Origin of the sequence: Actinoplanes sp. CA-030573 (assembly GCF_050951115.1) — a bacterium.
GTDB lineage: Bacteria > Actinomycetota > Actinomycetes > Mycobacteriales > Micromonosporaceae > Actinoplanes.
The window spans coordinates 5,317,378-5,340,750 of the sequence record NZ_CP192038.1; the positions used below are offsets into that span (position 1 = coordinate 5,317,378).

The window sequence follows — 23,373 nt, forward strand, 5'->3', positions numbered from 1 at the left end:
AGTGACAGCATGCCCACTCCCGGACTCGACGGCTACGCCCCGCCGTGGTTGAAGCCCGAGCACGACGACCTGGCCGAGCTGGCCCGCGACTTCTTCGCCAAGGAGGTCCTGCCGCACGCCGGCCGCCTGGACCGGCAGGGTCATCCCGACCGCGAGCACTACCTGCGGGCCGGCGAGCTGGGCCTGCTCGGGCTGAGCGTGCCCGAGCAGTACGGCGGGGGCGGCGGCGACTTCACCCACGAGGCGGTGCTGATCCACGAGCAGACCCGGTGCGGCGAGGGCAGCCTCGGCCTGGCCGTGCACAGCGGCATCGTCACCGGCTACCTGGCGCGCTACGGCACCGAGGAGCAGAAGCGGCGCTGGCTGCCCGGGTTGTGCCGCGGCGAGCTGGTCGGCGCGATCGCCATGACCGAGCCCGGCGGCGGCTCCGACCTGCAGGCGATCCGGACCCGGGCGGTGCTCGACGGCGAGGACTACGTGGTCACCGGGTCGAAGACGTTCATCACCAACGGCGGCCTCGCCGACCTGCTCATCCTCGCGGTCAAGACCGACACCGGCCAGGGCGCGGCCGGGATCAGCCTGCTGGTGTGCGAGCTGAGCGACGACACGCCGGGCTTCCAGCGCGGCCGGCTGATCGAGAAGATCGGCCTGCACGCCAACGACACCGCCGAGCTGTTCTTCGACGAGATGCGGGTGCCCGCCGGCAACCTCCTGGGATCGGAGGGCGGCGGGTTCTTCCAGATGATGGAGCAACTGCCGCAGGAGCGGCTGGTGATCGGGGTGGGTGCGGTCGCCGCGATGCAGCGGGCGGTGGAGCTCGCCGTCGCGTACGCCAAGGAGCGCACCGCCTTCGGCAAGCCCCTGATCGGCCACCAGAACACCCGGATGGTGCTGGCCGACTGCGCCACCCGCACCCGGGCCTCGCGGATCTTCCTCGACGACTGCATCGGCCGGCACACCCGCGGCGAGCTCGACGTGGCGACCGCGGCCATGGCCAAGCTGTGGCTCACCGAGGGACAGTGTGAGGTGGTCGACAAGTGCCTGCAGATCTTCGGGGGATACGGCTACACCACCGAGTACCCGATCGCCCGGATGTACGCCGACGCCCGCGTCCAGAAGATCTACGGTGGCACCAACGAGATCATGAAGGAGCTGATCGCGCGTGTCCTCTGAGGCTTTCGTCTACGACGCGGTTCGCACGCCGCGCGGCCGCGGGAAGCAGACCGGCGCGCTGCACGGGGTCAAGCCGATCTCGCTGGTCACCGGCCTGATCGACGCCGTCCGGGAGCGCAACCCCGGCCTCGACCCGGCCACCGTCGACGACATCGTGCTCGGCATCGTCACCCCGATCGGCGAGCAGGGCGGCGTGCTCCCCCGCAGCGCCGCGCTGCTGGCCGGCCTGCCGCACACGGTCGCCGGGGTCCAGCTCGACCGCTTCTGCGGCTCCGGCCTCGAGGCGGTCAACCAGGCCGCGGCCCGCATCCGCTCGGGCTGGGAGCACCTGATCCTGGCCGGCGGCGTCGAGTCGATGTCGCGCAACCCGATGGGCTCCGACGGCGGCGCCTGGTTCCTCGACCCGGAGACCGCCCTGGCGACCGGGTTCGTGCCGCAGGGCATCAGCGCCGACCTCATCGCGACGGTCGAGGGCTTCGGGCGCGACGACGTCGACGGGTACGCGCTGCGGTCGCAGGAGCGGGCGGCCAAGGCGGTCGCCGCCGGGCACTTCGACCGCTCGATCGTCCCGGTCCGCGACCCGAGCGGCCTGGTCGTGCTGGCCAGGGACGAGCACCCGCGACCGGAGACCACCCGCGAGGGGCTGGCCAAGCTCAACCCGTCGTTCGCCGGCATCGGCGAGGCGGCCGGGTTCGACGCCGTCGCCCTGCAGAAGTACCACTGGATCGAGCGGATCGAGCACGTCCACCACGCCGGGAACTCGTCCGGGATCGTGGACGGCGCGGCCCTGGTGGCGATCGGCTCGGCTTCCGCCGGCGAAAAAGCGGGACTCGTCCCCCGCGCCCGGATCGTCTCGGCGGCGGTCACCGGCGAGGAGCCGACGATCATGCTGACCGGGCCGATCCCGGCGACGCGCAAGGCCCTCGCGATCGCCGGTCTCACCGTCGACGACATCGACCTGTTCGAGATCAACGAGGCGTTCGCGGCGGTGGTGCTCAAGTACGAGCGCGACCTCGGCCTCGACCCGGAGAAGGTGAACGTCAACGGCGGCGCCATCGCGTTCGGCCATCCGCTCGGCGCGACCGGCGCGATGCTGCTCGGCACCGCCCTCGACGAGCTCGAACGGCGCGACCAGCGCCGGGCCGTGATCACCCTGTGCATCGGCGGCGGCATGGGCGTCGCGACCGTCATCGAGAGGCTCGGCTAGTCAAGGCGGCATCGCCGCACTCCACAGAAAGACGGTTGAATGATCCGCTACGAGCGCGCCGCGGACGGCGTCGTCACGCTCACCATGGACGACCCCGACCAGTCGGCGAACACGATGAACACCGCGTACGTCGAGGCGATGTCGGCGGCGCTGGACCGGCTCGAGGCCGAGCGCGACGAGGTCACCGGCGTGATCGTGACCAGCGCCAAGACGACGTTCTTCGCCGGCGGCGACGTGCCGATGATGAGCACCGCCACGCCGGACGACGCGCCCGCCCTCTTCGACCTGCTCGGCCGGATCAAGCGTGACCTGCGACGGCTGGAGACGTACGGCCGCCCGGTCGTCGCCGCGGTCAACGGTGCGGCCCTGGGCGGCGGCCTCGAGATCGCGCTCGCCTGCCACCACCGGATCGCCCTCGACGCCCGCGGCACCCGGCTCGGTTTTCCGGAAGTGACCCTGGGACTGTTGCCGGGTGCGGGCGGGGTGACCCGTACCGTACGCCTGCTCGGTCTTGCTCCCGCTCTGACGACGTGGCTGCTGACCGGCAAGCGGCTGCGCCCGGCCGACGCCCGCACCAACGGCCTGGTCGACGAGGTCGCGTCGACGCCGGACGAGATGATGGCCAAGGCCCGCGCGTGGATCGCCGCCAACCCGGAAGCGGCCCAGCCCTGGGACCGGCCCGGCTACCGGATGCCCGGCGGCACCCCGGCCACCCCCAAGCTCGCCGCCCAGCTGCCCGCCTTCGCCGCCACCCTGCGCAAGCAGCTCAAGGGCAACCGGCTGCCCGCGCCCGAGGCGATCCTGGCCACCGCCGTCGAGGGCGCTCAGGTCGACTTCGAGACCGCCCAGCTGATCGAGACCCGGCACCTGATCACGCTGCTCACCGGGACGATCGCCAAGAACATGATGGGCGCGCTCTTCTTCGACCTGCGCGCGGTCAACGGCGGCCTGGCCCGGCCCCGGGTCGACGTGCTGCCGGCGACCAGGATCGCGGTGCTCGGCGCCGGCATGATGGGCGCCGGGATCGCCCAGGCCTGCGCCCGCGCCGGCCTGGCGGTGGTGGTCAAGGATGTGACCCCTTCGCTCGCGGAGAGAGCGGCGGGCCCGGGGATCATCACCACCGCCGACATCGAGGACCTGCGCGGCTGCGACGTGGTGATCGAGGCCGTCTTCGAGGACCCGGCGCTCAAGGCCAAGGTGTTCGCCGAGGTCGAGCCCGTGCTCGCGCCCGGCGCCCTGCTCGCCTCGAACACGTCGACGCTGCCGATCACCGGCCTCGCGTCGTCGGTGAGCCGCCCGGCCGACTTCATCGGCATGCACTTCTTCTCGCCGGTCGGCAAGATGCCGCTGCTGGAGATCGTGGTCGGCGAGCGGACCCGGGACGAGGCGGTGGCCCGCGCCTTCGACCTCGGCCGGCGGATCGGCAAGACGCCGATCGTGGTGAACGACGGGCGCGGCTTCTTCACCAGCCGGGTGATCGGCAAGTTCATCGACGAGGCGATCGGCATGCTGGCCGAGGGCGTGCCGGCGCCGTCGATCGAGCAGGCGGCGCTGCAGGCCGGTTATCCGACCGGGCCGCTCGCGCTGGCCGACGAGGTCAGCCTGTCGCTCGTGCAGCGGATCCGCCGTCAGTTCGAGGCGGCGGCCGGTGACTCGTTCGTCCGGCTGCCCTCGGACGACCTGGTGGACGCCATGGTGGACAAGCACGAGCGGGCCGGCCGCGCCGCGGGGGGCGGCTTCTACGCGTACGCGGAGGGAAAGCGCGCCGGTCTGTGGGAGGGCCTCGCCGAGCTCGCCACCGACGAGGGCCGCGCCGTGCCGTTCGAAGATCTCCAGGACCGGTTCCTGTTCGCCGAGGCGCTGGACGCGCGCCGCTGTCTCGACGAGGGGGTGCTGCGGACCGAGGAGGACGGCAACGTCGGGTCGATCCTCGGCATCGGCTACCCGGCCTGGACCGGCGGTGTGCTGCGGTTCGCGCGCCAGCACGCGGACTTCCCGGGGCGGGCCACCGAGCTGGCGGCTCGCTACGGCGAGCGGTTCGCGCCGGCATGACCGGTCCCCTGGCCGGCATCCGGGTGGTGGAGCTGGCCGGGCTGGCCCCGGCCCCGTTCGGTTGCATGATCCTTTCCGACCTCGGGGCCGAGGTGGTGCAGGTCGATCGGCCGGGGGGATCGGGCGCACCGCCGAGCCCCCTGCGGCGCGGGCGGCGGACGGTCACGCTCGACCTCAAGACCGAGGCCGGGGTGGCCGATCTGCTGCGGCTGGCGGCGCGGGCCGACGTGCTGGTCGAGGGCTTCCGGCCGGGCGTCGCCGAGCGCCTGGGCTTCGGGCCCGGTGTCTGCGAGAAGATCAACACCCGGCTCGTGTACGCGCGGATGACCGGCTGGGGTCAGGACGGCCCGCTGGCCCCGCGCGCCGGGCACGACATCGACTACATCGCGCTCGCCGGGGCGCTGGAGCCGATCGGCCGGGCCGGGGAGCGGCCGCACGCCCCGCTCAACCTGATCGGCGACTTCGCCGGCGGCGGCATGCTCCTGGCGGTCGGGGTGCTGGCCGCCCTGCTGGAACGGGAGCGGTCCGGGTGCGGGCAGGTGGTCGATGCCGCGATGGTGGACGGCTCGGCGCTGCTCACCGCGTTCCTGCACGGGTCCGGGCTGTTCCCGCGGCCGCGCGGCGAGAACCTGCTCGACGGCGGGGCGCCGTTCTACGACACGTACGCGACGGCCGACGGCGGCTTCGTGGCGGTCGGCGCCCTCGAGCCCGCCTTCTACGCGGCGCTGCTCGACGGCCTCGGTCTCGCCGGCGCCGGCCTGCCGCCGCAGCACGACCGGGACGGCTGGCCGGTTCTGCGCGCCCGCTTCGAGGCGGTGTTCTCCACCCGTACGCGTGCGGAATGGGTCTCGGTCTTTGCCGGCACCGATGCGTGCGTGGCCCCCGTGCTCTCCCCCGGCGAGGCTCCGGCCCACCCGCACCACCGCGCCCGGAACACCTTCGTCGAGGTCGGGGGCGTCCCGCAGCCGGCACCGGCCCCGCGCTTCGCCCGCACCCCGCCCGATGCCCCGTCGGCACCGGTCGAGGCGGCCGTCGACGAGATCCTGGCCGGCTGGTTGCTTTAGGGTTGCCCGCCTCATGTGACCTGCCTCTCCCGCCGATCGTCGTGGCAACCACCCACGACAACGTCAGCAGAGGCAGAGGCAGAGACCATGCGGAAGTTGCAAGACATCGGAGTCGCTTCCCGGCTCGGACTCATCGTCGGCACCGGCGCCGTGCTGCTCACCTCGCTGGCCGGCATCAACCTCTACAGCCAGAGCAAGCTCGCCGCTCAAGGAAAGATCATTTCCGGCTTCGAGCACGGCCTGGCCGCCCTGCACCACCTCGACACCCGGCAGAGCGAGCTGAAGGTCGACGCGTACCGCTCGCTGCTCGGCCAGGACGTCACCCAGGACGTCGCCGACGACATCCAGTCCTCGACCGAGGCCGCCGACGCCGTCGCCGCCTCCGGCCTCTCCCCCGACATGCTGGCCGCCTTCACCGCGATCCGGCCCGACTTCGTCGACTTCAGCCAGTTCATCAAGGACTTCGCGAACGACGCCAAGTCCGACCGGTCGGCCGCGGTGAAGCGGATCGGCGAGATCGCCGACCGCAACCACAAGACCGACGACGAGCTGGGCGCGCTCACCGACCGGGCGACCGCCGCCGCGCAGGCCGAGCAGGCGAAGATGGACGAGACCGTCCGCTTCTCCCGGATGCTGGCCCTGATCGTCGCCGTCCTCGGCCTGATCCTCATGATCGCCTTCGCCGTGCCGCTGGTCCGCTCGATCCTCAAGCCCGTCCGCCGGCTCGCCGAGGTCGTCGACGGCCTGGCCAAGGGCGACCTGACCCTGCGCAGCGGCATCACCAGCCAGGACGAGCTCGGCGTGATGGCCGCCCACCTCGACCGCACGCTCGACGACCTGCGCGAGTCGATGCGCACGATCGCCGGCGACGCGGACATGCTGGCCAGCGCGTCGGCCGAGCTGTCGGCGGTGGCCGGCACCATCGCCGACGCCGCCGGGGACACCAACACGCAGACCGCGTCGGCCGCGGCCGAGGCCGAGGAGATCTCCCGCAACGTGCAGTCGGTGGCGGCCGGCTCCGAGGAGATGGGCCTGGCGATCCGCGAGATCTCCCGCAACACCAGCGAGTCGGCCCAGGTCGCGAACGTCGCGGTGGCCGAGGCCGCCCGCGCCACCGAGACCATCCGCCAGCTCGGCGACTCCTCGGCCGAGATCGGCAACGTGATCAAGCTGATCACCGCGATCGCCGAGCAGACCAACCTGCTGGCGCTGAACGCCACCATCGAGGCGGCCCGCGCCGGCGAGATGGGCAAGGGCTTCGCCGTGGTCGCCTCCGAGGTCAAGGACCTGGCTCAGGAGACGGCGAAGGCGACCGAGGACATCGGCGCCCGGGTCGCCGCCATCCAGCAGGACACGAGCGGCGCGGTCGAGGTCATCTCCCGGATCTCCGACGTGATCGGCCAGATCAACGACTTCCAGACCACGATCGCGTCGGCGATCGAGGAGCAGACCGCCACCACCGGCGAGATGAGCCGCAGCATCGGCGAGGTCGCGAGCGGCTCCAACCGGATCGCGGCGAACATCGCGGACGTGTCGTCGGCGAGCGCGACGTCGGCCGAGGGCGTCGAGCAGACCCGCCAGGCGGCGAACGAGGTCGCGAAGACGGCCGAGGAGCTGCGCAACCTGGTGGGCGCCTTCAAGTACTGATCTTCACTCACCCCCCGCGGCGGCGCCGCACCAGCCGGCAACGGCCGGTGCGGCGCCGCCTTCATCGGGATGGCCGCTCCCACGTCGGCGAGTCCTCCTCGACGACCTCGATGTCGGGCGGAAGGACCGCTCCGAGCTCCTCCAGCCGCCGAGCCACTCCGGCGATCGAGAGGTACGTTCCGTTGATGCCGGGCAGAAGCCGTCCGGCGCTCACCAATTCACCGGGCCGGAGCCACCGATCCGAGGTTCCGGGACTATGACTGAAGATGCGCTGGTCCTGCGACGTCAGGGGGGTGCACAGCCACGTGGTCTCGGCCACCTGGCCTCCCATTTCGCGGAGCCGATCGACGACCCGGCGCGGCGGCCAGCCCAGCGCCACGGCGGCCGCGATGACGTGCTCGGCCGGAATCGGCTCGAACAGATCGAGCCATCGGTCGCTCTTCGTCAGCCCGAACGTGGGACGGGAAGAGTCTTCCTCCCACCGCAGAAGACGCTGATCGTCGCTGCTCAGCGGAGCATCCGGCCAAGCCAGTTCCCGCACCTGGGCGCCCAGCTCGCGCAGGCGAGCCGCCGCCCGCCGTGGCGACCAGCCCAGGTCGGCCGCTGCGGCCAGCACATGCGAGCCGGAGATCGGCTGTGACAGATCGAGCCACGACGCGTAGAAAGTACGGCCCGACGACAGGAGCCGCTGATCTGCATCGGTCAACGCCTCTTCCGACCAGGTCAACTCCACGACGTGGCCGCCCAGCTCACGCAGGCGATCCACGACGCGCCGTGGCGGCCATCCCGTCGCCACGGCGGCCGCCACCACATTCGTGGCAGGGAACAACTCCCCCGGACCGGGACGGTCATCCAGAGCGCGGCGGTAGAGCTGCTGCTCGGCCGTCAACACCGCCGCTTGGAAAAGCCGCTGGTCGTGGTCGTCGAGCGGGACGCCGGGCCAGGCGAAGTCACTCACCGTCAGCCCGAGCTGATGCAGCCGGTCGGCCACCCGCCGGGGCGACCACGCCAGCATCGCCGCGGCCCAGAAGACATGTTCGACGGGCACGGGCCGGAAGGGATCGAGCCAGGACCTGTGTCGGCGATCCGGGCTGGAGACGATCTGCCGATCTTCGGCGGAGATGGTGATGTCCGGCCAGACGAAATCCGCGACGTGCGCGCCCAGCGCCTCCAACCGATCGATCACCTGACGAGGCGACCACAGCAGGGCTGCCGCGCACACGACGACGTGGCCGGCCGGAACCGGATCCGACAGATCGAGCCACATGCCGGGGCCGAAGCCGGCATGGGTGAGCAGGATCCGATCCTCGGCGCTGAGCGGGTCGGCCGCCCAGGAGAGGGCTGCGACTTGTGCCCCCAGCTCCTGCAGGCGATCCGCCGTTCTCCGCGGTGACCATCGCAATGACGACGCTGTCGACAGCACGAGCCGGGAGGGTATCGGCGCCGACAGATCGAGCCATGGAGCCTTGCCGTTCCCGTTGCGCGACATCAACCGCCGGTCGTCCTCCAGGAACGGCTTGTCCGGCCACGCGAGCTCCGGCACCTCGGCACCCAGCTGACGCAGCCGGTCCACCACACGCCGCGGCGACCAGCCCAGCGCGGCCGCGGCTCCGATCACGTGGCTCGGATCGACCCGCGACGCCGGATCGAGCCACCGGTCCAGGTCGTCGGGGCCGACGATGGACCGGCCTTCGTCCGGCTCGATCCGGAGAAGACGTTGGTCGTCGGCGGTGACGGGTGAAGAGGACCACGAGCCGGTCACTGTCGCCCCCAGGTCGCGGAGCCGGCCGGCCACCTTCGCGAACGACCAGCCCAGCAACGCCGCCGCGCGAACCACATGCTGAGCGGGAACCGGGCTCGTGAGATCGAGCCACGGGCCGCGACCCTCGCGGCCCTCGGCCAGGAGCCGGAGGTCGTCGCCCTCGAGCGCGGCAGTGGTCCAGGGGTGATCCGGCACTCGGACGCCGATTTCCCGTAGCCGGTCGACGACCCGCGGCAGGGGCCACTCCAGCACCACGCCGGCGACCAGCACGTGGGCGGCGGAAACTTGCTCCGACGGATCGAGCCAAGGCTCCTTACCGTCGAGGTTCCGTGACACGAGGACCCCGTCGGACGGTTTGGCTAGGTACGCGGCCGAGTTGTCGGCATCGAGTCGCAGAGCCTTGACAAGCCTGGCGCGAAGGTAGGACCGCAGCCGCCATTCGCCGAGGGCCACCGAGCCCACCCGGCGGGACTGCCGCGCGCCCGATCGCTTGGTAGCAAAGAGTATGGCGTCCAACGGAAAAACACCCACGAGACCGGTGTCCACCGTGGAGCCGCCCGAGGCCGCGCAGATGACCCGTGCATCGATCACCGACTGAGCTATCGTGTCGGCCAGCCGGAGGTCGTCCGCAGCAAGGATCCCCAGCCAGTCGAGGATGTCCAGCTGATCCACCCCGGCGATCAGATCGGGAACAGCCGCCTCCAGGAGGCGGCGGACCCGGTCACCGTCCACCGCGATGACACGGCGCCGGTCCACGCTCAGTCGCGGAGCGACCGGCCCGGACAGATTGACGATGCGGCCGAACGGAGCCTCACCCACCCAGAGTCCGTCGGCAAGGATCCCACCGGGCCCGTCGCACCACCACACGTTGCGGACGGTGGACCGGAGGACGGTGATCTTGCCGTCGGCGAACATGACGGCGGCAGAGCTCGCGGCTCGGCCGTCGAGAGGATCGCCCGTTCCTATCGGGGCCTGCGACGACAACACGTCCGGAGCCCAGCCGGCCTCCGCCGAGCCGTCGGTCGCCGTGACCGGGAACTCCGCGACCCACAGCAACCGCGTCAGCAGGTCCACACACGAGACCGAGACGTCCGGCCGTAAGTAGATGCGTACGGTGGTGCCGGACTCCCCGGTGGAATCGGTGTTGCGGATGCGGCACAGGGAGCCCGGTCCGTCGATGTTGACCTGCAGGCGGGGCCTCAGGGTGCCCTCGCGGGAGAAGCGGGCCGTCGACACGGTTATCTCGTCGCCGAGCATGAAGTAGCTCAGGACGCCGATGCCGAAGCGGCTGTTCGGGTAGAACTCGATCTCCTCGCGGTCCCAGGCGGCCTGCTCCTCGAGGAACTCGGGCAGGTCGGCGAAGCGCGCGCCGGCGTGCGAGAACACGCTGCTCAGCTCGCGCTCCGACATGCCGATGCCGTTGTCCGTGCACTCCAGCCACGCCCGGCCCGAGGAGTCGACGCCCTGGCTGAAGGTTATGCGGCCTTCCCACTCGGCCAGCCATGGCCTGGTCCGGCGCAGGTGCTGGGTACGCGCCCGGCGGTAGCGGCACGCGTCGAGCGCGTTCTGGTAGAGCTCGCGGATCGCCAGCGCGGGATCGCCGTACAGCTGCTCGCCCATGAGCAGCTCCTGCACCCGGTCGTCGTCCAGGCGGAAGCGGAACCCGACGTCCTCGTAGCGCGGTTTCCCGTCCGGGCCGGTCAGGGGCCGCAGACCGTCGGCCGCGACGTGGGTCGGCAGGTCGCGCAGCGCCCCGAGGGTGCGGTCCTCCTCGGCCGCGGCGTCGATGCGCCGCAGGGCTTCCGCGATGCCGCGCGTGTGTTCGTCCAGGGCCAGCTGCACGGCCTGGTGCGGGCACTCCGCCTCGAGCACGCGGGTCCGTCCCCGCGCCGACCAGCGTGCGGTCTGCACCGCCCGCAGCACCTCGCCGATCTCGACGCCGCCGGTCAGGCCGACGTGATCGGTGATAACCACCGGCAGCGCCGACGCGTCGATGGTGAACTCCTCCGCCACCAGCAGGATCAAGGCGATCAACCGGTCGCGGACCTGCTGCTCGTTCGGTGTTCCGCCGGCCACCGTCCGGGCGCCGGCCGGGATGGCGGCCCCGTCGAGGTCGTCGTTCGCGGCGCCGGTCGGCCCGGACGACTCCGGGTCGCTCCGCAGCGCGCGCAGGTGCCGGGCGAGGGACTCCTCCGAGATCAGCTCCCGGAGCAGTCGCTCCGCGTCGTTGCGCGGCGGCTCGAGGTCGCCGAGCAGGCACCCGGCGACCACCGCCGGTCGATAGGCCTGCGGGCGCTGAGCGAGCCAGCGGTGGTAGGCGCCCCATCGCACGGCGGCGGCATGGACACTGTCGCCCGACGCCTCGAGGCGGTCGAGGCGGCGCTGGATGCGGCGCCGGCCGCCGACGAAGCGGCGGAACTCGGCGGCGGCGTCGTCATCGGACGTGAGCACCGCGCGTGACGTGACGGCACAGTGCGCGCGGTGGACCTGCTGCGCGTACGGCACCAGGACGAGGACGGCCGCCTCAGCCGGGCTGAGCGGCGGCCGGTCGCCCTCCGCCAGCTTGCCCGGGTTGAGCACGTGCTTGACGATCCAGGACAGCCGGTCGTGCATGCGGATGGCCAGCTCGTCGTCCCACCACGGATCGTCGCTCAGCCCGGCGCGCAGCTCCCGGTACCGCCGCGACCATGCCTCGACACACTCGACGACGGCGTCCTGCAAGGCGCGCGCCAGCACCGGCATCTCATTCGGCCCCGGGCGTACCAGATCCCAGACCTCGTGGTTGCGGGCGCGCTCGGCCCACCCGGGCGCCCCGCGCGAGGTCACCGCCGCCACCGAGCGGTCCACCAGCATCAGCCGGGCACATCGGTCCAGCTCGCCGTCGAGGTGCGGCTTCTGCAGCGGTACGCCGAGCTCAGCGCTCAGATTCTCCAGACGCACCCGGACCGCGTCGCGCACCTCGGTCAGCGCGCCGGGGACGGAGATGTCGATCAGTGCCCGGCTGAAGGCGCGCGTGAACAGGCTGAAGGTGCCGTCGGCGGTCTTCTTCCAGCGGGCCAGCTCGCCGCTGGAGCAGGCGTAGAGGTAGGCGATCGTCCGCTCGGCCGACCGCCTGCTCTGCTGCACGCCCCAGCCGCGCATGTGGCTGTAGCCGGACTTGCCGCCCAGCACCACGCCCTCGCGGCAGGCGTCGATCACCACGAGGACGTCACCGCACCGGCTGTCCTCGATGTGGCCGTCGAAGTCGATCCTCAGGCAGCGGGAGACGAACTTCCGGCTCGCCGTGTCGGCGCTCGAGGGCACCAGGTAGTCGCTGCCGTCCCAGTGGATGCCGTGCCCGCTCAGGAAGATAAGCAGCTGCTGCCCGGGCTGGGCGCGCCGGCAGAACTGCTCGATCGCGGTGTCGATGCGGTCGCGGTCGCCGTTGTGCGCGGGCGGCTGCTCGACCTCGTAGCCGACCGACTTCAGCGCCTTGCCCAGGTCGTCGAGGTCGTCGGCGATGAACGGGAGCGGGGCGATGTTGGTGTCGTCGTAATCGGTCACGCCGATGAGCAGCGCCTTCCGTGGCGGCCGGCTCACTTGCGCTCGAAGACCAGCTTGAACCCTCCGGTGCCGCTCGTCTCCACCCCGGTGCCGAGGATGCAGATCTTGCCGGAGGCGGTGACCTCGAACGTGACCTCGACCTTGGTCAGCGGCAGATCGTCGCCCGCCGTGGCCAGCCCGGTGAACGCCCGCCGGAGCTTGGCGATGGTCGATTCCAGGTTCGCCTGGAAGGCATCCACGCTGATCTCGCACCGAGCCACGTCGTGGTCGCCCCGGCTGAAGATGCTCTTGCTGTCCGGCACCGGCTCGTCGGCGGCGGAGACCAGGAAGTCCAGCGTGGCGGCGTGATCCGTCATGTAGCGTCCTCGATGCGTAGTGTCCGACCGGATGGGCGGAATCAGCCTGGCACGACCGGCGAGGCCCCGGAACACCCGATCGAACGACACGAGGTTCGTCCGAATCTGTACCTACGGGAAAAGTCGTAGCATTTTCGCGTTTGGCTGCGACACGCCGACGGCCCTTCGTACGGTCGGTAACCGTGCTGAAGAGAGTCCTCGCCCTCCTGCTCGCGCTGGTCGTCCCGGTGACCGTCCTCCCGGGACGGCCCGCCGCGGCCGCCACCGTCTGGCACGTGGTCGCCCCCGGCGAGACGATGGCGAGCATCGCGGCCCGCTTCGGCCTGCGCGCCGCCGACATCGGCCGCTGGAACCAGATCGTCGCGCCCTACCCCGTGCACATCGACGAGACGCTGCGGCTGACCCCGCCGGCGTCGCCGCTGCCGCCCTGGCACACTCACGTCGAGCTGGTCACGCCGGCCGCGGTCAACTGGAACCCGGCCCTGCGGTGCCCGGTGGCGCCGGCGTCGCTGCGCAGGGTGTGGGTGTCGTACATCGACCTGCAGGGCGCGTACCACGACGGCAGCATCATCGTGCACCGCGACGTGGTCGCCCGCGTCCAGCGGATCTTCTTCACGCTCTTCCGCTGGCGCTACCGCATCATGGCGATGGCGCCGATGTCGGTGAACATGCCCGGCGCCACCGACATGGGCATCGTGACGGCCGGCTACAACTGCCGCCCGGTCGGCGGCACCGACGTCTGGTCCGAGCACGCCTTCGGCACCGCCATCGACATCAACCCGCTGCAGAACCCGATGGTCCGCAACGGCGCGGTGCCGGCGGCGAGCCGCGCGTACCTGAACCGCGACCGCTACCTGATCGGCATGATCCACCCGGAGGGCGCGGGCCGCGCGTTCACCGAGAACGGCTACTTCTGGGGCGGCGCCTGGCGGAGCCTGAAGGACTACATGCACTTCAGCGTGACGAACCGCTGACCGCGTCAGGGTGTGTCGCCGTGCAGCAGACGGTCGGCGAGCAGCATCGCCTCCGGGCTCGGGGCGCGCACGACGCCGTCACGCGGCGGCCGCCCGTCCAGGGCCCGGAACTCGTTCTTGAGCGCGTGTGCGAGCCGGTCGCGGACCCGGCTCAGCTGGAGCGGGTCGGCGTCGGCCGGCCGCTTCAGGACGAGCGCGAAGAACATAGCGATCTCCGACTCGGCCTCCCGGATCTGGTGCTCAGTCTCGTCGCCGCAGAGCAGCATCATCTCGTCCATCGCGCGCAGTAGGTCGCGCTGTGCCGCCCGCGCCTCCGAGATCACCATGATCGGCTCCGCGTGGTGCTGTACGAGTGAACAGGAGTGCTCGAACTCGGTGAGACGGTTCAGCAGGGTGACGATCGCGACGCGGATTTCCTGCCGCTCGGCCAGGCGGTTCGCGCGCTCCGCCTGCAGCTCGATCACCCTGACCTGAGTGATCGCGCTCCGGCGGGCGATCAGGTAGCCGGACGCCAGACCGGACAGCGCGACGACCGACGACGACACCGGCGTGACCCATTCCCATGCCATCTCGACATTGTCGTCTCCCACCGGCGGAAGGCGGACCCGACTTCATCATTGGTCCCCGCGGCCGGGCGCATTCTCCCCGGCGAGGGCGTCCCTCCTTTGCGCCGGCGTCGAGAGGTCGCACGAACCGGCCGTGGCGGGCGAGCCGCACGCCGGAACCTTAGGCTGAGGCGATGAGCGAGCCACGCGTACTCGTCCTCGGCCTCGATCCCTTCCGCGTGCCGGGGCCGTGGGATCCGCAGCCGGTCGCGGACAAGATCGAGGCGGGCATGGCGCAGTTCGAGGCGGCCGGCGTCGGGGCGCGGAGCTGTCTCGTCGGGCTCGACGGCAGCGACGACATCGAGACGGTCTTGACCGCCGCGCTCACCGAGCGGCCCTGGGAGGTCGTCGTGGTCGGCGGCGGCATCCGGCGGGCCGAGGGACAGCTTTTCGAGGATGTCATCAACCTCGTGCGCCGGCACGCGCCGGGCGCGGCGATCGCCTTCAACGAGACCCCGGACGACACGTATCGCGCGGCGGCACGCCGGCTGAACGGCGCATGACGCGGAGGCGGGACTTCCGGCTGGTCACCGCGGGGCAGGCCGTCACCCAGTTCGGCACCGACATCACGGCGGTCGCGTTCCCGCTGACGGCCGTCCTCGTCCTGCGCGCGACGCCGTTCCAGCTGGGCCTGCTCGTGGCGGCGCAGACCTCGGCGTTCCTCGTGGTCGGGCTGCCGGCGGGAGTCTGGCTCGACCGGCGGCGCCGGCGGCCGGTGCTGATCGGCGCCGACCTCGTACGGGCGCTCGCCCTGATCGTGGTCACGGCGGCCGCCGGGGCCGGGACGCTGACCTTCGGGCTGCTGTTCGTGGTCGCGCTGGTGATGAGCGTCATGCGGGTCGTCTTCGAGATCGGCTACCAGACGTATCTGCCGTCCGTCGTGGACGGTGCGGACCTGGTCCGCGGCAACTCGGCGGTCGAGGCCGTCCGCGCCGGGGGCCAGATCGCCGGGCCGGGCGTCGGCGGCTGGCTGGTGCAGCTGGCCGGAGCCGCGAACGCGCTGCTCGCCGACGCGGTCAGCTTCCTGGTCAGCGCGTTCTGCCTGTGGCGCGTGGCGGCCGAGGAGGAGAAGCCGGCCGCCACCACCGCACGCCGCGGGATGGCCCGCGAGGGCGTGCGCTTCGTGCTGGCCGACCCCGTGCTGCGGGCCATCGCCGCCACCAGCGCGCTGTCGAACCTGCTGTTCACCGCGGCGAGCGCCCTGAACGTGCTGTTCCTGGTGGACACCGTCGGGCTGAGCGCCGGGACGGCCGGGCTGATGTTCTCGGCGGCCGCCGCGGCGGGCCTGGTCGCCGCGGTCGCCGCCACCCGGCTCGCGCGCTGGGCCGGCTCGGCCCGGATCATCTGGCTGTCGGTGGCGGTCACCAGCCCGCTCAACCTGCTCATCCCGTTCACCGAGCCCGGCTGGCGGATCGCCTTCTTCGTGCTGGCCGTCACGGTCGGCGGTGGCGGCCAGCTCGTCTACGCGATCACCCAGCTCAGCTACCGCCAGGCGGTCGTGCCGCGGGCGATCCTGGGCCGGGTCAACGCCACCATGCGGTTCCTGGTGATGGGCGCACTGCCGGTGGGTGGCCTGCTGGGCGGCACGCTGGGCGGGCTCATCGGCGTACGGCCGACGATGCTGGTGATCGGCGCCGGCCTGACGCTCGCCCCGATCTTCGTGGTGTTGTCGCCGCTGCGCCGGGTGCGCGACGTCAGCGAGCTGGTGGTGCGGACGTGAAGGTGCGGCCGGGTCCGTAGTTGGCGCCCGCCCGGTCACGTTCCAGCCAACCGGTCTCGACCAGCATGCGGCGCACGCCGGCCACGTCGTCGGCGACGGCGGACAGCCGGCGGTTGATCTCGTCCTCGTCGTGGACGCCCTCCAGCGCCAGGAAGCGCGCCAGCATCTCGCCGATCAGCTGGTAGCGGTCGCTCAGCGTGGGCGGCAACGAGGTCAGCCGCCCGTGCGCGAAGAAGCTCTTCAACTGCGGGTACTCGGCCAGGAGCGGGGTCACCGGCTGGAGCCGGTCGACGGCCAGCGCCGCCTCGCGGACGGCGCCGATCTGAGCCCGGTAGATGCCGTTGCCCGAGCCGGTGGCCAGGCCGGCGCCGGTCAGCCGGGCGCACGCCTCGCCGGCCTGCTGCACCGGCACGTCGAGCGCGTAGGCGAGCTCGGCCAGGGTGGCGCCCTCCGCCCCCCGGCGGACCAGCTCGGCGAAGGCGGCCAGGCGGGCCGGCACGGCGAGCTGGGCGAGGACCTCGGAGGCGCGGGCGGCGTCGGCGGACGCGGAGGCAGACATGCGTCCACGCTAGAGACGGCGGCGGCCCGCGCGCATCCGATTTCCGGACGGGCGCGGGCCGGTGGACGACGGCGGGAAAATGTCGTACCCCGGGCCTACGTTTTCCCCACCCAGTGAACGGGGTGGGGAAGACGTAGGCACGAGGCTATGCCTGATCGGCTACGAAGGACGAGACCCAGGCGAGGGCCGAGTTCCAGTTGATGGCCTCCTCGTTCGTCGACCACGACTGGATGTCGTCGATGTAGCAGAACTGTGCGACGCAGCCGGTCAGCTTGCTCTGCGCGTACGGGTCCTGGATGGACGAGTTCGCACCGCCGGCGAGCGTCCCGTTCGGCGGGTGCGGCAGCGCCGGGTCGAGCTCGTGCGCGTACCAGCGGCTGTGCTCGTTCTGCGAGCTCACCTCGCCGTAGCCGGTCACGTACGACTGATTGAGCGCATTGCGGCCGAGGACGTAGTCGACACCGGTCAGCACCCCGTCGCGATACTGACGAGCGCCGGTCAGGGTGTACGCGCCGGCCAGCACCACCATGTTGTTGAGCACGATGCTGTTCGATCCCCAGTCGTACATGTTGTTGGCCGGCGCGTACGGGATCCCGTAGGCCTGCGCCTTCTGCACGGCCAGGTACTTGTCGGCTCCCGCGACCACCGACTTGCGCACGGCCGCGAGACCGGGCAGACGGTTCGGGATCAGCGCCAGGTCGAGCCGCCCGGCCGCCGCCGTCGCCGCCCAGTCGAAGGCGCCCGCCCCGAAGATGTCGGCGGTGTGCAGCGGCGACGCGAGCACGTCGGAGGCGAACTGCTTCTCCCCCGTCGTGATGTAGAGCTCGGCCGCCGCCCAGTAGAACTCGTCGGTCACGGTGCTGTCGTTGTAGGCGCCGCCGCCCACCCCGTCCGACTCCGGCGCGTACAACGCCGGGTTGGCCTTCGCTGCCGCGTAGGCGGTGCGCGCCGCGGCCAGCGCCCGCTTGGCGAACGCCGGGTCGTAGGCGCGGTAGATCCGCGCGGCCTGGGCGGCCACGGCGGCCAGGTTCAGCGTCGCGGCGGTCGAGACCGGGTGCAGCTCGCGCGGTTGCGGGTCCTGGTCGGGCAGCAGCGGCAACCCGGTCCAGGCCTGGTCGTGGATCTTGTGGTGGACCATTCCCGCGTACGTCTCCCCGGCCGGGACCTGCATCTTGAGCAGGAACTCGAGCTCCCACCGCACCTCGTCGAGAATGTCCGGCGTCTTGTCGCCGCTCTCCGGGATGGTCAGCGACACCTTGCGCACCGCGTGCGAGCGCTCGTACTCGTTGAGCAGCTCCCAGGTCGTGATGCCGCCGTTCACCACGTACTTGCCGTGGTCGCCGGCGTCGTACCAGCCGCCGCGGACGTCCAGCCGGTAGTCGCAGACGCCGGCCTGGCAGGGCACGTTCCCGTCGCCCTGGTTGGGCGCGACGTCGACGTGGCCGGCCGCACGCGCGTAGCCCGGCCGCAGCGCGCCGTCGATCGCGATGCCGCTGCGCTGGGTGTAGTAGAACTTCAGCGCGTCGGCCCGCAGCGCCCGGTACGCGTCGGCGCCGATGTCGAAGGGCCGGCTGGTCTCGCCGTCGGCCGTGATCGTGAAGCCGGTTCCGGCCTTCGCGTACCGGCCGAAGTCGATGGTCTGCACGTTCTGCCCGGAGGACACGTCGACGCCGCGGGGCACCGACGAGCCGCGGGCGACGATCTTGCCGGTCCGGTCGTTCAAGGTCCAGGGCAACGCGGTGGTCGCGGTGGTCACGACCGTCGCGGTCTTCGGACCGTTCGGGAGGTACGCCACCTGGTTGACCCGCACGCGGGGACCGGTGTCGGGGACGTAGACCTCGGGCGGCACCCCGCCGACCAGGGAGACGTTGTCGAGGCAGAAGTGCCAGGGGTCGGGGCTGCCGCCGAGCTGGAAGGCGACCTGACCCTGGGCGGTGTCGGTGGAGGCGGTGAACGTGTACGAGTAGTGGGTGAGATCGCCGAGCACCGGCGACTGCTCGAAGTACGTGTCGTAGGGCGCGACGGCCAGCCCGGTGATCGCCCGGACCACATGACCGGCGTCGCCCGAGGCGTCGAAGCTGAACCGGTAGGACTGGCCGGCGACCAGGGGCACGTCGTTCTGCCCGATCGCGACGTCCCAGCGGTTGGCCGTGCCGCCGGGTACGTCGACGCAGGCCTGCCCATCGGTGAGCGTCATGGGCATGCCGGTGGTGGACCAGAAGGGATCGGTGGTGCCGTCGAAGCCGCCGTTCTTCACCTGCTCGACCTCGTCGGCGCTGGCCGGGGCGGCCACGCCGAGGGTGAGCAGAGAGGCGGCGGCAAGGACGGAGATCTTTCGGGAGCGCTCCCATACAGGCATGCAGACATATTGATGTCGCCGTCACATGCTGTCAAACACCCGTTAACGGCCGGCCGGTCTCCCGGCCGGCCGCTCAGGTCGGCCGCTCAGGTCGGCCGCTCAGGTCGGCCGCTCAGGTCGGCCGCTCAGGTCGGCTCAGTTGGTGAAGACGACCGGGCTTCCCTCGACCGTGGTGTCCACCACCGGGGCGTACGTGGCGGTGAAGAACCCGGAGCCCGGGCAGGTGATCGGCCCCGAGGTCTTGGTGAACGCCTGGTCGGTGAAGGCGATCGAGTTGTCGGTGTTCGACGAGACGCCCGTGATCGACCCGTTGGTGGCCTGGTAGACGCAGGTCACCGAGCCGAGGATGGTGCCGAGCGACAGGGTCGTCTGGATGGGCGCCGCCTCGGTGCCGCTGACCGTGACCGCCCCGGTGGCGCTGTCCACGGTGGTGCCGAACGGCAGGTTGTTGACCGTCACGCTGTTGACCCGGGTCACGCCGAAGATGTTGGCGGTGCACGACGAGAACGTGTGCGCGGTCGTCGACTCGGTGGCCACGCCGGGCGCCGCGGGGTTGTCGGCCACCGTCGCGGTGAAGGCGGAGACCGCGCACTTGACGCCGGTCGAGCCGCCGGCGGCGGTGGCGAAGTTGGCGGTGGTGCCGGCGGCCACGGTGGCGTTGAGCACGTCGCCGACCGCCACGTTCGGGCCACCCGCGCTGCCGGTGGTCAGCACCGCCACCGGGTCGGCGGCCGGCGGGTCGTCGTCGGCCCGGGCCGGCGAGGCCGAGAAGGCCAGCGCCAGGGCCGCGAGCGCGGCGATCGGGACGCTTCTGGAAACGCGCATGGCGTTCCTCCCTCGATCCAGGACCCGGGGCGCCACCTGCGGGGGGATGCGGGCGGACGGCCGGGCACCATTCAACAATGGGATAAAACACTGAACGACGTCGATGTATAGCCCGACTTCGGAGCCTAAGTCAACCCGTCGGTAACTCCACCGTACGCGTCCTGAAATCCCTTGTGGATTGGCCTTGACCTGCATGATACCGAGCGGTAACTTCAGTCTGCTGCATCGATTGACGCCTAATTGAATTCCATTGTTCCCGAGCGACAACGACAATTCCGCCGTTTGTCGACGACGCACAAACAGGGAGAGAAATCGCATGAGCGCACCTGAGACCGCCGGGGGCATCCGCTGGAAGCGGGCGGGCGCGATGCTCGGCATCACCGGCGCGGTGACGGCCGGACTGGTCGCCCTGACGGCGAACGGCGTGCTCGCCGCGAACTTCTCGATCTCCGGCATGCCGTTCACGGTCACCGCGACCCATCTGCACGGCGACGGCTTCGAGCAGTACGCGACGCTCGACAACATGATCCCGAACAGCCCGAACGCCGGCGACACCGGCGGCCAGATGGTGCTGATCGTGTCGGCGATCAACAAGGCCGAGCTGACCAAGCTGTGCCAGAGCGTCTCCCTCGGCGGCGTCAACCTGAAGATCACCGCCGGCGACAACGGCACCCCGGTCTCCGCCACCGCCCTGGTCGTCGACTCCGACCAGATCAACGGCGACGCCGACTTCCAGAGCATCAACGTCGGCCAGGACGCGAGCACGTTCAACAAGGTCAAGGACCCCAGGACCGGCGAGCAGATCAAGGGCGGCGAGGGCGTCTTCGGCCAGCAGGCCGACACCGTCGACATCGACAACCTGCGGCAGAACAACTACGCCACCACGGCGTCCCGCTTCACGCTCCCGCACCTGCGCATGCAGTTCACGAGCAACGGCTGCTGACCGTGGCGCGCGGCTCCAAGTTCTGGCACTGGCGGCACGCCCGTCCCTTCTGGGGCGGGCTGCTGGTCTTCCTCGGCGGCTTCGAGATGTTCCTGACCGTCAAGGCGCCGCTGCCGGTCGTGGTGCACGTCGGGATGCAGGGCTTCATCGGCTACCTGCTGCCGATCCTGATCGCGCTGCTCGGCGTGCTGCTGATCGTCCAGCCCGCCCAGCACGTCTTCTACTCACTGGTCGCCGTCGTGATGTGCCTGGCCAGCTGGCTCACGTCCAACCTGGGCGGCTTCGTCGTCGGCCTGCTGCTGGGCATCGTCGGCAGCGCGCTGGCCTTCGCCTGGTCGCCCGACAAGATCAAGCTGGACGTGCCGGACCTCGATCCCCTCCCGCCGGTCGAACGCGACACGGTCGACCTCTTCGCCGGTCGGGGCCCCGAGCGCTCGTTCGACCGCAGCCCGGTTGATGCGGGCCCCGTTGGCGCAAGCCCGGTCGACGCAAGCCCGGTCGACGCAGGCCCGGCCGACGCTCGCCCGGCCGACGCTCGCCCCCTCGACGCTGGCCCGGTCGACGCTCGCCCGGTCGACGCTCGCCCGGTCGACGCTCGCCCGGTCGACGCTGGCCCCCTCGACGCTGGCCCCCTCGACGCTGGCTCCCTCGACGCTGGCCCCCTCGACGCTGGCCCCGTCGACGCAGGCGCGGCCGACGCAGGCCCGGCCGACGCGGATCCTCAGTCCGCGGCCGAGACGCCCGCGGTCCAGCCCGACACGTCGCACAGGCGGCCGCGCCACAGGCGCCCCTCACCGCGCCTGCTGTCCGGCGAGTAGTTCCGCGCGTTGCGCAGGTGGAGTCACTCGATCTGCACCATCAGGGCGCTCGTCCAGCGGTGAGTCGCCTCGCCGCCGATGTCGCGCTGCCGGATCCCATCGGGGGCGACGTTCGACTGTTCCGTCATGTGCTCAGCCATGTCAGCCGCACGGCACGCCGGACGCGAGCGAAAACCGCGGCGCAGGCGTAACCGAACCCCACCCCGTTCACTGGGTGGGGTGGAGATTACGAGCGGGGTACGACACTTTCCGCGCGTTATCCACAACGACCGCGACGAGCTGACCGTGCGGGGTGCCGGGATGCTCGCGCCGGGACGGCCGACCGCCCGACCCCGAGCGCGACCCACCGGCCGGCCGGCAGTCAGGCCGGCTGCGGGAACCCGGCCGTCAGAACCGGCCGCGAGAAAGCGGGCCGCCACAAACCGGCCGCCGGAAACCGGCGGCGGGAAACCGGCCGCGGGAAACCGGCCGCGGGAAACCGGTCGTCAGAAACCGGCCGCGACGACCGCTCACCGGTGCAGGTGCTGCCGCCAGTCCTCGGGAACGGCGCCGGCCGGCCCCGGAGCCGGCTGGTCGAGCGGGTGACTGTCGGGCGGAGCGAGCCGAGGCCCGCCGCCGGCCTCTTCGCTCGAGAAGTCCCAGAACCAGTCCTCCCCCGGCTCGAAGGACTGGATGATCGGGTGGCCGGTGGCCTTCCAGTGCGCGGTCGCGTGCTGGGCCGGCGAGCTGTCGCAGCAGCCGATGTGCCCGCACTGGGCGCACCGGCGCAGGTGGAACCACCAGCCGCCGGCCTCGAGGCACTCGGCGCAGCCGGTGCCGGACGGGGGTACGGAGGGCTGGATCGGATCGTCGCTCGTCACGCCTCGAAACCTACCGCAGGCTCGGTCACGTCGGCGAAGCTGCCGCCGAGCGCGGCGACCGCCTGGTCGGCCGCGACCTGCAGGCCCACGCCCCGCTCGCCGGCGCCGAGGTTGATCGTGCGGCCGCGGGCCGACTCGTCGGCGATCACCGGCCACGGGCGGGCGGAGCCGAACGGGGTGATCGTGCCGCGCTCGTAGCCGGTTGCCTCCTTGGCCGTGGCCGCGTCCGGCAGCGACAGCCGGTTGACGCCGAGCAGGGACCGCAGCTTGGGCCAGGAGATCTGCCGGTCGCCGGGCACGAGCACGAAGACGTAGTCGTCGGCGGCGCGGCGCACGACGATGGTCTTCACCAGGTCGCGCACCTCGACGCCCTGGGCGGCGGCGGCCTCGGCCACGCTGCTCACCGGCCCGTGGCGGAGGATCGTTTGATCGACGCCAAGGTCGATGGCTGCTGTCTCGGCGGGTCCCGGCATGAGATCGACATTAGCCTGGGAAGCGACCGCACATCATCGAGGAGGCGTCATGGCCGACAGGCCCGTTCTCTACCCCGGTCCGGACCACCCGATCACCATCACCCCGACCGAGGGACGCGTGGTCGTCACGGTGGCCGGCAAGGTGGTGGCCGACACCCGAGCCGCGCTGACCCTGCAGGAGTCGACCTACCCGGCCGTGCAGTACGTGCCGCTGGCCGACGTCGACGAGTCGCTGCTCGAGCCGACCGGGACGCAGTCCTACTGCCCGTACAAGGGGGACGCGAACTACTACTCGATCCCGGCCGGCGGGACCAAGGCCGTCGACGCGATCTGGGAGTACCGGGAACCGCGGGAGGCGGTCGCGCAGATCAAGGACCACGTCGCGTTCTACCCGAACCGGGTCGACTCGATCGAGATCACGCACCAGTAAGGG

At 71.5% G+C, this 23,373-nt stretch carries 19 protein-coding genes; 11 read left to right on the forward strand and 8 right to left on the reverse strand.

All coding sequences use genetic code 11. The annotated features are described in order from the left end of the window. Positions 1-9: 9 nt before the first annotated feature. From ACQP2F_RS24705 to ACQP2F_RS24725, 5 genes are all read left to right on the forward strand, one after another. Positions 10-1,173: an acyl-CoA dehydrogenase family protein gene (locus ACQP2F_RS24705; protein ID WP_433291135.1), complete on the forward strand. Its 1,164-nt coding sequence runs from the start codon at positions 10-12 to the stop codon at positions 1,171-1,173. Then, on the forward strand, positions 1,163-2,380 hold the full coding sequence (locus ACQP2F_RS24710; RefSeq protein WP_433291137.1) for an acetyl-CoA C-acetyltransferase: 1,218 nt from the start codon (positions 1,163-1,165) through the stop codon (positions 2,378-2,380). Before ACQP2F_RS24705 ends, ACQP2F_RS24710 begins: the two co-directional genes overlap by 11 nt. Positions 2,381-2,419: 39 nt before the next feature. Beyond that, complete coding sequence (locus ACQP2F_RS24715) at positions 2,420-4,432, forward strand: 3-hydroxyacyl-CoA dehydrogenase NAD-binding domain-containing protein (protein ID WP_433291139.1); 2,013 nt, start codon at positions 2,420-2,422, stop codon at positions 4,430-4,432. Then, positions 4,429-5,496: a CaiB/BaiF CoA transferase family protein gene (locus tag ACQP2F_RS24720; protein WP_433291141.1), complete on the forward strand. Its 1,068-nt coding sequence runs from the start codon at positions 4,429-4,431 to the stop codon at positions 5,494-5,496. The genes ACQP2F_RS24715 and ACQP2F_RS24720 overlap by 4 nt, the downstream gene beginning before the upstream one ends. An 87-nt stretch (positions 5,497-5,583) precedes the next feature. After that, complete coding sequence (locus ACQP2F_RS24725; RefSeq protein WP_433291143.1) at positions 5,584-7,143, forward strand: methyl-accepting chemotaxis protein; 1,560 nt, start codon at positions 5,584-5,586, stop codon at positions 7,141-7,143. 61 nt (positions 7,144-7,204) lie between these two features. On the opposite strand, the gene ACQP2F_RS24730 is transcribed toward ACQP2F_RS24725, so the two are convergent. Beyond that, on the reverse strand, positions 7,205-12,484 hold the full coding sequence (locus tag ACQP2F_RS24730) for an HD domain-containing protein (RefSeq protein ID WP_433291145.1): 5,280 nt from the start codon (positions 12,482-12,484) through the stop codon (positions 7,205-7,207). After that, a complete protein-coding gene (locus ACQP2F_RS24735; RefSeq protein WP_433291147.1) occupies positions 12,481-12,804 on the reverse strand; it encodes a Pepco domain-containing protein in 324 nt (107 codons plus the stop codon). Before ACQP2F_RS24735 ends, ACQP2F_RS24730 begins: the two co-directional genes overlap by 4 nt. Before the next feature lie 182 nt (positions 12,805-12,986). Here ACQP2F_RS24735 and ACQP2F_RS24740 point away from each other — a divergent pair, with 182 nt between their 5' ends. After that, the gene (locus ACQP2F_RS24740) at positions 12,987-13,778 is read left to right on the forward strand and encodes a M15 family metallopeptidase (protein ID WP_433291149.1); all 792 of its coding nucleotides are present in this window, start codon (positions 12,987-12,989) and stop codon (positions 13,776-13,778) included. Positions 13,779-13,783: 5 nt separating this feature from the next. Here the strand turns inward: ACQP2F_RS24740 and ACQP2F_RS24745 are convergent, their stop codons facing one another. Beyond that, entirely contained in the window at positions 13,784-14,347 is a 564-nt protein-coding gene (locus ACQP2F_RS24745) for a hypothetical protein (protein WP_433291151.1), read from the reverse strand. A gap of 170 nt (positions 14,348-14,517) precedes the next feature. On the opposite strand from ACQP2F_RS24745, the gene ACQP2F_RS24750 reads away from it, so the two are divergent. Together ACQP2F_RS24750 and ACQP2F_RS24755 are read left to right on the forward strand one after the other, a co-directional pair. Next, positions 14,518-14,886, forward strand: coding sequence for a hypothetical protein (locus ACQP2F_RS24750; protein ID WP_433291153.1), 369 nt, complete (start codon positions 14,518-14,520; stop codon positions 14,884-14,886). Further along, on the forward strand, positions 14,883-16,103 hold the full coding sequence (locus ACQP2F_RS24755) for an MFS transporter (RefSeq protein WP_433291155.1): 1,221 nt from the start codon (positions 14,883-14,885) through the stop codon (positions 16,101-16,103). Before ACQP2F_RS24750 ends, ACQP2F_RS24755 begins: the two co-directional genes overlap by 4 nt. Here the strand turns inward: ACQP2F_RS24755 and ACQP2F_RS24760 are convergent. From ACQP2F_RS24760 to ACQP2F_RS24770, 3 genes are all read right to left on the reverse strand, one after another. Further along, a complete protein-coding gene (locus tag ACQP2F_RS24760; protein ID WP_433291157.1) occupies positions 16,078-16,662 on the reverse strand; it encodes a DUF2087 domain-containing protein in 585 nt (194 codons plus the stop codon). The genes ACQP2F_RS24755 and ACQP2F_RS24760 overlap by 26 nt on opposite strands. A 145-nt stretch (positions 16,663-16,807) precedes the next feature. Then, a complete protein-coding gene (locus ACQP2F_RS24765; RefSeq protein WP_433291159.1) occupies positions 16,808-19,021 on the reverse strand; it encodes a glycoside hydrolase family 9 protein in 2,214 nt (737 codons plus the stop codon). A 135-nt stretch (positions 19,022-19,156) separates the two neighbouring features. Further along, positions 19,157-19,846, reverse strand: a complete 690-nt coding sequence (locus ACQP2F_RS24770; protein WP_433291161.1) for a Tat pathway signal sequence domain protein — start codon at positions 19,844-19,846, stop codon at positions 19,157-19,159. Positions 19,847-20,162: 316 nt separating this feature from the next. On the opposite strand from ACQP2F_RS24770, the gene ACQP2F_RS24775 reads away from it, so the two are divergent. Both ACQP2F_RS24775 and ACQP2F_RS24780 read left to right on the forward strand, forming a co-directional pair. Continuing rightward, positions 20,163-20,789, forward strand: a complete 627-nt coding sequence (locus tag ACQP2F_RS24775; protein WP_433291162.1) for a DUF6230 family protein — start codon at positions 20,163-20,165, stop codon at positions 20,787-20,789. Between the two features lie 2 nt (positions 20,790-20,791). Then, complete coding sequence (locus tag ACQP2F_RS24780) at positions 20,792-21,607, forward strand: DUF6114 domain-containing protein (protein ID WP_433291164.1); 816 nt, start codon at positions 20,792-20,794, stop codon at positions 21,605-21,607. Between the two features lie 509 nt (positions 21,608-22,116). Here ACQP2F_RS24780 and ACQP2F_RS24785 read toward each other — a convergent pair. Continuing rightward, positions 22,117-22,467, reverse strand: coding sequence for a UBP-type zinc finger domain-containing protein (locus ACQP2F_RS24785; protein WP_433291166.1), 351 nt, complete (start codon positions 22,465-22,467; stop codon positions 22,117-22,119). Further along, a complete protein-coding gene (locus ACQP2F_RS24790) occupies positions 22,464-22,940 on the reverse strand; it encodes an aminoacyl-tRNA deacylase (protein ID WP_433291169.1) in 477 nt (158 codons plus the stop codon). Before ACQP2F_RS24790 ends, ACQP2F_RS24785 begins: the two co-directional genes overlap by 4 nt. A 49-nt stretch (positions 22,941-22,989) precedes the next feature. Here ACQP2F_RS24790 and ACQP2F_RS24795 point away from each other — a divergent pair, with 49 nt between their 5' ends. Then, positions 22,990-23,370, forward strand: coding sequence for a DUF427 domain-containing protein (locus ACQP2F_RS24795; protein ID WP_433291172.1), 381 nt, complete (start codon positions 22,990-22,992; stop codon positions 23,368-23,370). The last annotated feature ends 3 nt before the right edge of the window (positions 23,371-23,373 follow it).